Source organism: Enterobacter sp. V87_3, from assembly GCF_029967835.1.
GTDB lineage: Bacteria > Pseudomonadota > Gammaproteobacteria > Enterobacterales > Enterobacteriaceae > Enterobacter > Enterobacter cancerogenus.
The window spans coordinates 256,176-268,798 of record NZ_JASCAM010000023.1; the positions used below are offsets into that span (position 1 = coordinate 256,176).

A 12,623-nucleotide genomic window follows, 5' to 3' on the forward strand; every position below is an offset into this window, starting at 1 on the left:
TTTTACCCTGCCCGAACACAGACCGCACTGCTGCCTGAATGGGTGTAAAAGCCATTAGTATGTTGTAACTAAAATATGGCCTTTTTAAAAATTACTGCCCGTCAAGACCGCGAATCGGTTTGATGGTTGACCAGGCCCGGCAGGAAGGACAATGCCAGTAGAGTGTGTAGGCGGTAAACCCGCATTTCTGACAGCGATAGCGCGGTTTACTGCGCACCTGCTCGCCAACCATGTCACGCAGCACCATCAGGCTCTCTTTCGCGCGCCCTTCTTCTGCGTCATTGAGGTGGTAGTCCATCAACTTGTGGAAGACGCGCATGGTTGGATGGCGCTGTAACTGACGCGTGATGTACACCTGCGCGGTATCGCTGCCCTCATGCTGCTCGACGATATCGGAAAGCATCAGCTCCGCCGTCGCCCCGGTATTTTCCTCCACGCAGCGACGCAAGAAGGTCACCCATTCATCCTGCTCGCCCAACTGCTGGTAGCATGTCTGGAGCATTTCAAGCGTTTCGCTGACGAGTTCTTTATCCTGATCGATAACCCGCAGCAGGCTCTCCACGGCTTTGGCGTAATCGCCGCTCGCCATAAACACGCGGCCCATCATGATGGAGATGCGCGCGCTGTTGCGATCCGCTGCCGCACCTTTCTTCAGCAACGCCATGGCTTTATCCATGTCGTCGTTACCCATCTGCTGGAGCGCAAGCTCGCAATAGAAATGGGCGATTTCCACGCGCTGCTTGTCTTTACCCAGCTTAACCAGACGCTCGGCGGTGTCGATGGCTTTCTGCCAGTCGCTGGTGGCCTGATAAATCTGCAGCAGCTGTTGAAGCGCGCTGATGCGAAAATCGGTTTCGTCCACCAGCTGCATAAACATGTCTTCGGCACGATCGTACAACCCTGCCGCCATGTAGTCCCGGCCTAACTGCTGAACCGCCAACAAACGCTGGTCATAGGTCAGCGAGGCGCTTTCCATTAAGGTCTGGTGAATTCGAATAGCACGGTCTACTTCCCCGCGAGAGCGGAAAAGGTTACCCAGGGTGAGGTGCGCTTCTACGGTGCCGGTATCCTCTTTGAGCATGTCGAGGAACAGATCTACCGCTTTGTCCTGTTGATTGCTCAGCAGGAAGTTCACCCCCGCAACGTAGTCGCGGGAGAGTCGGTTTGCTTCATCCTGTTTTGTTTGTTGCGCACTTCTGCGGCCCATATACCAGCCATAGGCTGCGGCTACAGGCAAAAGCAGAAACAACAACTCCAGCATATTCGATTATTCCTTGACGACCGGCACACCCGCGCTTTCCGGAATGTCGGTCATGGGCGCAATTTGATGTTCAAGTCGTTTAATTTTACGTTCAGCGCGCGCCAGAGAAACACGAACTTTGAGCCAGAACAGGCCACACACCAGCCAGCCGATGAAGAAACCTGCGGCGAATAGCACGGCCAGCAGGCTTGATACGCGGTACTCGCCCTGCGCCAGCAGATAGTTGAAGGTAACCTGCTGATCGTTTTGTGCACCCAATGTGACTGAAATGACAAAAATCGCCAACACCAGTAAGAAAATGAGTAAATATTTCACATGACTTCCCGTTATGTGGTTCAAGCGAATAAAGTATGTTCAACTCACCGCAATCAGCCTTATAAACTACCATTTTAGTGACGGGCGCGAAACGGAAAAAGTGACGCGCCCTTCATGGATTTATGGGCAAAAAGGGTAATATCAAGCTTCAGACCCCGCTTTGCTCCCTTTCGGCGATTTCTTGCTTCTCTTGCGGCGGTGGCGTAAGCGGCCCGCAGAAGCGTTGGGCAAGCCAGGTGGCCAACGTCACCAGCAACCACGAGATAAGCGTCGCCACCACCAGATCCCGCGGCCAGTGCATGCCAAGCAGTAATCGACTGCCCATCACACCGGTGGCCCAGACCAGTAAAATCGCAATGGTTACCGTCCGCCGGCGCGGCCACAGCAGCCCGACACCAAGCAGTGCCCAACTGGCGGCAAACATGGTATGCCCGGAAGGAAACGCAAATCCCGTCTCTTTCTGCCAGTGTTTACGCAAAAATGCGGGGATATCCTGTTGTTCCACCAGCTGCTCTTTCACCAGCGCAGCGCGATCTTTACGCTTTAAAGTGTAGAACTCATCCACCGGAACATGGTGCGTTTTTTCCAGCCACACCACGAAAGGCCGCGGCTCCTGTACACGATCTTTTACCCAGGACTTTACGCCCTGCCCAAGCAGAATGGCCGCGCCAAGGATCGCAAATAGCATGATTGCCGGGCGCAAACGAAAGCGCAGGCACCAGAGAAACCAGCCAAAAATCAGGATGTGGGTGATGATCCCCCACGGCTGCGTAACCGTCTCCGTGACCCAGTACAGGCTTTTCAGCCAGGCGGTATTATGTCCTGGCTCCCACATCCAGCCGGAGATCCACACGGCCACGGGCATGATCAACAGAATGGCCGCACCTGCTGCCGTACGTCTGGCGATTGAAAGCATTTCGTCTCCTTTTTTCGCTAAGCGTCACAATCATAACTGAATTCCATCCGAAAGGTGGATATGTCGGATCGTGCGTTTAACGTTCGTATAGCATGGTGGCCATTAGGCGAACGCGCTGAGCTTGTGGCAAAATAACCTCATACAGAAAGCCAAACAGGCGTAAGGCACGAAACGTGTCAGCCTACTCTGGAGAATCACATGCAGCTTAAACGTGTGGCAGAAGCCAAACTGCCAACCCCATGGGGCGATTTCCTGATGGTGGGATTTGAAGAACTGGCAACCGGGCAGGATCACGTCGCCCTGGTGTTTGGAGACATTTCAGGACAGACGCCGGTGCTCTCTCGCGTGCATTCCGAGTGTCTGACCGGTGATGCTCTGTTCAGCCTGCGCTGCGACTGCGGCTTCCAGCTGGAAGCGGCCCTGAGCCACATTGCCGAAGAAGGCCGCGGCGTGCTGCTTTATCACCGTCAGGAGGGTCGTAACATCGGCCTGCTGAATAAAATCCGCGCCTACGCGCTGCAGGATCAGGGGTACGATACCGTTGAGGCCAACCATCAGCTCGGCTTTGCCGCCGACGAGCGCGACTTCACCCTCTGCGCGGATATGTTCAAGCTGCTGGGCGTGGACGAAGTGCGTCTGCTGACCAACAACCCGAAAAAAGTCGAAATTCTGACCGAAGCCGGGATCAATATCGTCGAGCGCGTGCCGCTGATCGTCGGCCGCAACCCGAAAAATGCGCACTACCTCGATACCAAAGCGGCCAAAATGGGCCATCTGCTAAGCGAGTAATCCGCGTATGCCCGGCATTTAGCCGGGCATAACCCGTCAATTCAACATCTTACGGATCACATAGTGCAGGATGCCGTCGTTCTGGTAATAGGTCAGCTCCGTGGCGGTATCAATGCGACACCGGCAGTCAAGGATTTCCGTTTTACCGTCGCTGCGCGTTAATTTTACCGGCACGGTTTTCCCGGGCTCCAGGTTTTGCAGGCCGCTGATGTCGATTTTCTCCTCTCCGGTCAGGCCCAGCGTTTTGCGGGTCACACCCTGCGGGAACTCAAGCGGCAGGATCCCCATCCCAATCAGATTCGAACGGTGAATACGTTCAAAGGATTCGGCAATCACCACGCGAACGCCCAGCAGTCGCGGTCCCTTCGCAGCCCAGTCACGACTTGAGCCAGAACCGTACTCTTTCCCGGCAAAGACCGCCAGCGGCGTACCTTCCTGCTGATATTTAACGGCAGCATCGTAAATCGACACCACTTCGGTACCCGGAAGATGGCGCGTCATGCCCCCTTCCACGCCGGGCACCATTTCGTTACGAATGCGGATGTTGGCAAATGTACCACGCATCATCACTTCATGGTTACCACGGCGTGAACCGTAGGAGTTAAAGTCGCGACGCTCGACGCCACGCCCCTGCAGATAACGTCCGGCCGGGCTGTCGGCCTTAATGCTGCCCGCCGGGGAGATATGGTCCGTGGTGACCGAATCGCCCAGCATCGCCAGAATGCGGGCGCCGTGGATATCCTTAAGCGGATCGGGCTGAGCCTGCATCTCATCAAAGAACGGTGAAAGACGAATATAGGTAGAGTCATTCTGCCACGCGTAGGTATCCGAGCCGACGACGTTGATCTCCTTCCATTCCGGCGTCCCTTCGAAGACCTCGGCGTACTCTTTCCGGAACATCTCGGTGGAGACCTTTTCCACCGCCCGGGCGATTTCACGCGACGAGGGCCAGATGTCTTTGAGATAAACAGGTTCATTCTTGCGATCGTGACCAATCGGGTCGGTCACGAGGTTGATATTCATGTTTCCGGCCAGCGCATAGGCCACGACCAGCGGCGGTGACGCCAGCCAGTTCGTTTTCACCAGCGGATGAATACGCCCCTCAAAGTTTCGGTTACCGGAAAGCACGGCACCAACGGTCAGATCGCCCTGCTTAATCGCCACTTCTATCGGCTCAGGAAGCGGACCGGAGTTGCCGATACAGGTCGTACAGCCGTAGCCGACCAGGTTAAATCCAAGTTCATCGAGGTACGGCGTCAGCCTTGCCTGAGCGAGATAATCGGAGACCACCTTCGAGCCGGGCGCCAGAGAGGCTTTTACCCACGGCTGAGGCTTGAGGCCCAGCTCCACCGCTTTTTTCGCCAACAGGCCGGCTGCCATCAGCACGCTGGGGTTCGAGGTATTGGTACAGGAGGTGATCGCGGCGATGACAACGGCACCGTCCGGCAGTGAGTACGGGTGGCCGTTCATGACGTAATCCACCGCGTGGCGATCTTTTTGCGAAGCATTCACTTCCAGTTCGTTGCTGGCGGCAAAGGCTTTTGGCACGTTGTTCAGCGCGACGCGATCCTGAGGACGTTTTGGTCCGGCGAGGCTGGCCTCAACGGTGCCCATATCCAGCTCTAGCGTGCTGGTAAACACGGGTTCATCACCGGGATTGCGCCACATGCCCTGCGCTTTGGTGTAGGCCTCTACCAGCGCGACTTGTTCTTCGCTGCGTCCGCTGAGACGCATATACTCCAGCGTCACGCCATCAATCGGGAAAAAGCCGCAGGTTGCGCCATATTCGGGTGCCATATTGGCAATGGTTGCACGATCTGCCAGCGGCAATGAATCCAGCCCGTCACCGTAGAACTCGACGAATTTACCCACCACGCCATGCTTACGCAGCATTTGGGTCACGGTCAGCACCAGGTCAGTAGCCGTAATGCCTTCAGAGAGTTTTCCGGTAAGCTTAAAGCCGACAACATCAGGGATCAGCATAGAGACCGGCTGGCCGAGCATTGCGGCTTCCGCTTCTATGCCGCCCACGCCCCAGCCCAGCACGCCCAGACCGTTAATCATGGTGGTATGGGAATCGGTTCCCACCAGCGTGTCCGGGTAGGCCAGCCACTCTTTATCCTGAAGCTCGCTCCAGACGGCTTTACCGAGATATTCCAGGTTTACCTGGTGGCAAATACCGGTGCCTGGCGGCACAACGCTAAACCGGCTGAACGCCTGTTGGCCCCATTTCAGGAACACGTAGCGTTCGTGGTTGCGCTCCATCTCAAGGCGCACGTTTTCGCCGAAGGCATCATCGTCACCGAAGTGGTCAACGGTCACGGAGTGGTCAATAACAAGATCTACAGGTGACAGCGGGTTAACTTTCGCCGTATCGCCGCCGAGCCGCTTGACGGCTTCGCGCATGGCGGCCAGATCGACCACGGCAGGCACGCCGGTGAAATCCTGCATCAGCACCCTCGCCGGCCGGTAGGCGATTTCTCTGTCAGCATGAGCATGCTTAAGCCACCCCGCCAGCGCCTGTATATCCTCCTCGGTAACAGAATCACCATCCTGCCAGCGTAAGAGATTTTCCATCAACACTTTCAACGACTTGGGTAACCGCGAAATGTCCCCAAGGGTCCTGGTTGCCAGCGGTAAGCTATAGTAATTCCAGGTTTTATTTTCTGCCTGTAACGTGTCCTTACTGGCTTCGCGTAGGGTTAACGACATAAGCTCCTCCTTAATTCCAGAGATGTCCTGACAATCATCAGGGCTGTAATTAAAGATAACACAAAGATGTCGTAACGTTTTGATAACAACCCAAATTGATAAATTTAGGAATGGTCCATCAGGTGCGGAAAATGAAAAACCCCGCCGAAGCGAGGTTTTGGATCAGTTGACGGCCAGCCAGAGAAGCTGGCACCAGAACAGAATCGACACGGAGAAAACGCCGATCCATGACCAGTATTTGAGCGTTGTCATGTTATTCATCATAGGGACACCAGGCTTTATTAATTAAGGTTCCGAGGTTTGCCCTCAGTTCTATATTGCCGATGTGTATTTATTAAAGAGTACAAAAGCGCAGAGACTTTATTCAGTCTATTTGCATTGCTACGCAAAAAGTAAATTATTGTTTTCTGGGTTCGTCTTCTGCGAACACATCAATAAAAGCCTGCTGCTGCGGCGTCAGCCGCCAGGATGCTGGCACACTGGTAGCCGGCGCTTTACGGCCCTTGTGGCTACTGTCACGATGTTGACACATCTGTTTAACCGTTTCTGTACGTACCGTCACTGCCATATTCAACCCCAATATTTCCAGGCAAGGAGAGCAACGACCAGCCAGAACAGGGCTGAGACCAGAAAGACCGCCAGCCAGGCTTTACGCTTAAGCGCGGGATCCCTTTGCGGTTCTTCACTTCCTGCAGGCATTGCTAACCTCATACAATCGATATCGCTTATCATTTTGAGACCAAACAATTGGTACAATTAATCATCGGTTGAGATAAATCCTAAAGAAACTTTAGCTGAAAAGCCAGTGAATTTACGTATCCAGGCATGGGAAATATTCATTCTTTTGACCAGAAATAAATATTTGAAAGGAATTATTTGCGTAGCGGTAAATTACTTTCTACTTTTGTCGCAATTTCGCGACAGTAAAACCCCACAAATAAAATGGATTAGGGCTTTATATGGTCGCTAAGTGCAGATGATGATAATTCTGATTTAGTTTTAAGAAGATTAATCGGTATCTTTCCGCCGGGGAAAGATACCGGAAGTGATTATTTGGCAGGCAGCTTAATGTCTTTAAACATCTCTTCAATATCTTCATTGGAGCGTAATGCCACGGCGGTATCTACTACGTCACGCGTGAGATGCGGGGCAAAGCGCTGAATGAAATCATACATATAGCTGCGCAGGAAGGTGCTACGACGGAAGCCAATTTTAGTCGTGCTGTGGCTGAAGATGTCATGGGCATCAAGACGAACCAGATCCGGGTCAGAAACTGGGTCAACCGCCATGCTGGCAATCACCCCAACGCCCAGCCCTAAACGCACGTAGGTCTTAATGACGTCCGCGTCCGTTGCGGTGAAGACAATGCGTGGTGTGAGTCCCGCACGGTTAAACGCCGTATCCAGCTCTGAACGGCCCGTAAAGCCGAAGGTATAAGTCACCAGGGGATACTGGGCCAATTCTTCTATGGTCACCGAGCCTTTCCCCGCAAGCGGGTGGTCTGGCGTAACGACAATTGAGCGGTTCCAGTGGTAGCAAGGCAGCATCACCAGATCGTCATACAGGTGAAGCGCTTCTGTCGCAATGGCAAAGTCCGCGTTGCCCTTGGAAACGGCTTCAGCAATCTGCGTCGGGGACCCCTGGTGCATATGCAGGGAAACGCGCGGATAACGCTCGATAAACCCTTTAATGACGCCTGGCAGGGCGTAACGCGCCTGGGTGTGCGTCGTGGCTATATAGAGCGAGCCTTTATCCGGCCAGGTATGTTCTCCGGCGACCGATTTAATGGCGTCGACTTTCGAAAGCACTTCCCGGGCAATGCGAATGATCTCCTGCCCCGCAGGCGTGACCTGTGTCAGGTGTTTACCGCTGCGGGCAAAAATCTGAATACCTAATTCGTCCTCCAGCATACGGACCTGCTTACTGATGCCGGGTTGCGAGGTGTAGAGTCCTTCTGCGGTCGAGGAGACGTTGAGGTTATGATTGACGACCTCAACAATATAGCGAAGCTGCTGTAATTTCATGCCAGACCATCCGATTTAGCGCACGGGTCAATCGCTTAAGACGATTTAATAATAAGAAACGGGTTAACTATAACCACTATATCATTTATAGCATGACTGTATAGTACGGAACAAAAAATAATAACGACGTAATAAAAAGGGCCGGAGAACCGGCCCTTAAACAGGAAAGCTACGCGTTGCGAGGGTTATTTCTTGCCTTCAACCCATTTCCCGTCAACAAAGAAGGCGGACCAGCCGGTCGCTTTGCCCTCTTTCTCCGCAGCAACGTACTGCTGCTTCGTTTTACGACTGAAACGCACAACGGTTTTGTTGCCTTCGGGATCCTGCTGAGGCGCATCGGCCAGATAACGCAGTTTCTCCGGGAGGCGATCGCGGAAGCGATACAGCTCTTCCACCAGCGGCGCACGGGTTTCGCGAGATTTCGGGAAGGTGTTGGCCGCGAGGAACACGCCAGCCGCACCATCACGCAGCACGAAGTAAGCATCAGACTTCTCACACGGCAGTTCTGGCAGCGGGACCGGATCTTCCTTCGGCGGCGCCACTTCGCCATTGCGCAGAATTTTACGCGTGTTCTTACACTCGTCGTTGGTGCAGGCCATGTACTTGCCGAAGCGCCCCATCTTAAGGTGCATTTCAGAACCACATTTCTCGCATTCAACGATCGGGCCGTCATAGCCTTTAATACGGAACTCACCCTCTTCGATCTCGTAGCCATCGCAGGTCGGGTTATTACCACAGACATGCAGCTTACGTTTCGGATCGATCAGGTAGCTGTCCATCGCCGTGCCGCATTTCTGGCAGCGGCGTTTCGCACGCAGGGCATTGGTCTCTGCATCATCACCTTCCAGCACATTGAGAACTTCGTTCTCCGGTACCAGGTTGATGGTGGTTTTGCAGCGCTCTTTTGGCGACAGCGCATAGCCGGAACAGCCGAGGAAGACGCCCGTTGTGGCGGTACGGATCCCCATTTTGCGCCCACAGGTTGGGCAGTCGATGCTGGTCAACACCATCTGGTTTGGCAGCATGCCGCCCTCTTCAGGATCTTTCTCCGCTTTTTCAAGCTGGTTGGTAAAGTCACTGAAGAAGCTATCAAGCACTTTTTTCCATTCTGCCTGATGGCTGGCAACCTGATCGAGGCTGTCTTCCATCTGCGCGGTGAAATCGTAGTTCATCAACTCGCGGAAGTTAGCTTCCAGACGGTCGGTAACAATTTCACCCATTTTCTCAGCATAGAAACGACGGTTTTCAGCACGAACGTAACCACGATCCTGAATTGTCGAGATGATCGACGCATAGGTCGACGGGCGACCGATACCGCGTTTTTCAAGCTCTTTCACCAGCGAAGCTTCGCTGAAACGTGCCGGTGGCTTGGTGAAGTGCTGAGCCGGAACCAGATCCACCAGCGACAGTTCATCACCCTTATTCACCGCAGGCAGTGTTTTGTCTTCGTCGCCTTTACGCAACGCAGGCATCACTTTAGTCCAGCCGTCGAAGCGCAGAATACGCCCACGTGCTTTGAGACGGAAATCACCTGCGCCGACCGTCAGGGTCGTGGAATCATACTTCGCAGGCGTCATCTGGCAGGCCACAAACTGGCGCCAGATCAGCTGATACAGTTTTTGTGCATCCGCTTCCATGTCTTTCAGCGACTCGGCCAGTACAGAGACATCGGAAGGACGAATCGCTTCGTGCGCTTCCTGCGAGTTCTCTTTGCTGGTGTACTGATTGGCATTTTCCGGCAGATATTTCTTGCCGAAATTGTCGCTGATATAGCCGCGAACCATGTTTACCGCGTCCTGGCTCAGGTTGGTTGAGTCAGTACGCATATAAGTGATATAGCCCGCTTCATACAAGCGCTGCGCCATCATCATGGTTTTTTTCACGCCGTAACCCAGACGCGTGCTTGCCGCCTGTTGCAGCGTGGAAGTAATAAACGGTGCGCCAGGCTTGCTGCTGGTCGGTTTGTCTTCGCGATCCAGAACCTGATAACGCGCCTTCTCCAGCAGCGCCACTGCCGCCATGGTCTGGTCACGGTTAACGGGACGGAACGGCTTGTCGTTCTGGTGGCTCACCTGCAATGGCAACGCATCGCCGCCTGGCGTGGTGACATTAGCATCCACTTCCCAGAATTCTTCCGGTACGAACGCTTTGATTTCACGCTCACGCTCAACCACGAGACGGACCGCAACCGACTGCACTCGACCGGCAGACAGGCCGCGGGCAATTTTTTTCCACAGCAGTGGCGAGACCATATAGCCCACTACGCGGTCCATAAAGCGGCGCGCCTGCTGAGCGTTTACACGGTCGATATTCAGTTCACCCGGCTTTTCAAATGCCTGGCGAATCGCATTCTTGGTAATTTCGTTAAACACTACACGGCTGTAGCGTTTGTCGTCCCCCCCGATCACTTCCCGCAGGTGCCATGCAATGGCCTCCCCTTCGCGGTCAAGGTCGGTTGCGAGATAGATGTGGTCTGCTTTTTCAGCAAGCTGCTTCAGCTCGTTAACGACTTTTTCTTTGCCGGGCAGCACTTCATATTGTGCATCCCAGTTATGCCACGGGTTAACACCCATGCGGTTGACAAGCGCGCTACGTTCATCCTTTTTAGGCTTTTTAGCCCCTTTGGTGGAGGTAGAGTCTGCGCTCTTTTTGCTGGCTGAGCCACTGGTCGGCAAATCGCGGATATGACCAACGCTGGACTTAACCACGTAGTCATTACCCAGATACTTATTGATCGTTTTGGCTTTTGCCGGGGACTCAACGATGACGAGAGCTTTACCCATATTCACCTTTACCTAATTTAATTCTTCCAGGAATACGCCGCACGTTGATATCCCTTCCGCTGACGACGAGCCAATGATATTGCGACTGCGCCAGGGGATATCAACCCCTTAGTCTTACCGAACGTCAGAAAGGCGACATCCAGGCCATTGAGTTTTCGGGTATTTTTCTCATATCAAGGACAATTCGTGACGAATTCCCGGTTGAATGTCAAGCAATTCTGTTGCCAGAATGACGAAAGCGCACACTGTACCTGATAAAATTCGTTACGCAACTTTATTAGCATGCAATAACAGATTGCGCCAGCCGGGGCCGGTGTGCTTACCCCCTCAGATAACAGGGAAAATTTGCCCCTGACGCCCCCTCGGCGTAAACTACTGCCACTGTTTTAAGGAGTAGAATATGCAGAATACGACCCAACCTATCGACCGAGCCTCTCTGCTTATCGAAGCAAACCGGCTTATTCGCGAACATGAAGATACTCTGGCGGGCATTGAAGCGACGGGCGTGGAGCAACGGAACGGCGTGTTAGTCTTTAGCGGCGAATACTTCCTTGATGAACAGGGGTTACCTACGCCGAAGAGCACGGCAGTATTTAACATGTTTAAATACCTGGCGCACACACTCTCAGAGCGCTATCACCTGGTCGATTAAAGTAAAACGCGAGGCAAAGGCCTCGCGTTTTTGTTTACAGCAGCGGTTTCTGTCCGCGCTGCAGCCAGCGTAACAGCAGGCGATCGGCGCTTTCCGCTGCGCTGTTGGTGAAGCGGTCAAGCAGACGCTTACGCTGGGTAAAGCGCACGCCCACCAGCTCGTGCCCTTCCATCAGGTTCAGCAGCAGGTCGTCGCTGGTCCCCACGTCATCCACCAGCCCCTTCTCCTGTGCCTGAATGCCGTACCAGTGCTCGCCCGTCGCGACGCTATCAATATCAAGCGTTGGACGCATGCGGTGCACAAAGTCTTTAAACAGGTGGTGCGTTTCGTTGAGATCTTCGCGGAATTTCTGACGCCCTTCTTCCGTGTTTTCACCCAGCAGCGTCAGGGTACGCTTGTACTGGCCTGCGGTATGCAGCTCAATGTCGATCTCTTTGTTTTTCAGGAAGCGGTTAAAGTTAGGAATTTGCGCCACGACGCCGATGGACCCGATGATGGAGAACGGTGCAGCAACAATTTTATCCGCCACGCAGGCCATCATATAGCCCCCGCTCGCCGCAACCTTGTCGACGGCCACAGTCAGCGGGATCTGTTTTTCGCGCAGACGCTGTAGCTGGGAGGCCGCCAGACCATAGCCATGTACCACACCACCGGGGCTTTCCAGACGTACGACTACCTGATCCTGCGGTTTCGCGACGGCCAGAACGGCTGTTACCTCTTCGCGCAGGGAAGAGACTTCATGGGCATCCATACTGCCTTTAAAATCCAGCACGTAAACCCGCGGTTTGCCTGCATCCTGAGGAACATTCGATTTTGCTTTGGCTTTTGCCGCTTTTGCCTCCTGCTTGTGCTTTTTCTTCTGCGCCTTGTGCCACAACTTCTGTTGATGGCTATCGAGCAGGGAGAGCGACATGTCTTCCTGCATCTCTTTATATTGCTCACTCAGGCGGGTAATGCGTAACTCACCACGCTGACGCTTGCGCTGCGTCAGGTTGACAATCAAAACGGCTATCACCGCAATAGCAATCACCACCGTTGCGATTTTTGCCAAAAACAGCCCATATTGAGAAAGTAATTCCACGCGTTCCACCTTGATTTGACCACGATTCTTCCACGCCAGTGTACATCAGCGCGGCGCGGGCGTCTCGCCTGTGACAAGGCCTCTGCGAGT

Annotated in this window: 11 protein-coding genes; 2 read left to right on the plus strand and 9 right to left on the minus strand. The window is 53.8% G+C overall.

From position 1 onward, the window contains the following. Positions 1-91 precede the first annotated feature (91 nt). The 3 genes from lapB to pgpB all read right to left on the minus strand — a co-directional run bounded on the left by lapB (position 92) and on the right by pgpB (position 2,492). Positions 92-1,261, minus strand: a complete 1,170-nt coding sequence (gene lapB / locus QLG21_RS12245; RefSeq protein ID WP_282484506.1) for a lipopolysaccharide assembly protein LapB — start codon at positions 1,259-1,261, stop codon at positions 92-94. A 6-nt stretch (positions 1,262-1,267) separates the two neighbouring features. After that, entirely contained in the window at positions 1,268-1,576 is a 309-nt protein-coding gene (locus QLG21_RS12250; RefSeq protein ID WP_006175670.1) for a LapA family protein, read from the minus strand. A 148-nt stretch (positions 1,577-1,724) separates the two neighbouring features. Further along, positions 1,725-2,492 (minus strand): phosphatidylglycerophosphatase B, encoded by a 768-nt coding sequence (pgpB, locus tag QLG21_RS12255; RefSeq protein WP_282484507.1) that lies wholly within the window; start codon positions 2,490-2,492, stop codon positions 1,725-1,727. Between the two features lie 198 nt (positions 2,493-2,690). Between pgpB and ribA the strand changes: the two genes are divergently transcribed. Beyond that, on the plus strand, positions 2,691-3,281 hold the full coding sequence (ribA, locus tag QLG21_RS12260; RefSeq protein WP_003856813.1) for a GTP cyclohydrolase II: 591 nt from the start codon (positions 2,691-2,693) through the stop codon (positions 3,279-3,281). A 36-nt stretch (positions 3,282-3,317) separates the two neighbouring features. Here the strand turns inward: ribA and acnA are convergent, their stop codons facing one another. The 5 genes from acnA to topA form a co-directional block, all read right to left on the minus strand. Beyond that, positions 3,318-5,993 carry an aconitate hydratase AcnA gene (acnA, locus tag QLG21_RS12265; RefSeq protein ID WP_282484508.1) on the minus strand — a complete coding sequence of 892 codons (2,676 nt, stop codon included), beginning with the start codon at positions 5,991-5,993 and terminating at the stop codon, positions 3,318-3,320. A gap of 162 nt (positions 5,994-6,155) precedes the next feature. Further along, positions 6,156-6,254, minus strand: a complete 99-nt coding sequence (gene ymiC / locus QLG21_RS12270) for a small membrane protein YmiC (protein WP_042320567.1) — start codon at positions 6,252-6,254, stop codon at positions 6,156-6,158. 309 nt (positions 6,255-6,563) lie between these two features. Further along, a complete protein-coding gene (locus QLG21_RS12275; protein WP_216647795.1) occupies positions 6,564-6,704 on the minus strand; it encodes a YmiA family putative membrane protein in 141 nt (46 codons plus the stop codon). Between the two features lie 338 nt (positions 6,705-7,042). After that, positions 7,043-8,017, minus strand: a complete 975-nt coding sequence (cysB, locus tag QLG21_RS12280; RefSeq protein WP_006175683.1) for an HTH-type transcriptional regulator CysB — start codon at positions 8,015-8,017, stop codon at positions 7,043-7,045. 185 nt (positions 8,018-8,202) lie between these two features. Beyond that, positions 8,203-10,800 carry a type I DNA topoisomerase gene (gene topA, locus QLG21_RS12285; protein WP_058608669.1) on the minus strand — a complete coding sequence of 866 codons (2,598 nt, stop codon included), beginning with the start codon at positions 10,798-10,800 and terminating at the stop codon, positions 8,203-8,205. Positions 10,801-11,200: 400 nt separating this feature from the next. On the opposite strand from topA, the gene QLG21_RS12290 reads away from it, so the two are divergent. Next, positions 11,201-11,452: a YciN family protein gene (locus QLG21_RS12290; protein WP_006175686.1), complete on the plus strand. Its 252-nt coding sequence runs from the start codon at positions 11,201-11,203 to the stop codon at positions 11,450-11,452. 34 nt (positions 11,453-11,486) lie between these two features. Here QLG21_RS12290 and sohB read toward each other — a convergent pair whose 3' ends face one another. Next, positions 11,487-12,533 carry a protease SohB gene (gene sohB, locus QLG21_RS12295; protein ID WP_153688259.1) on the minus strand — a complete coding sequence of 349 codons (1,047 nt, stop codon included), beginning with the start codon at positions 12,531-12,533 and terminating at the stop codon, positions 11,487-11,489. Positions 12,534-12,623: the final 90 nt, after the last annotated feature.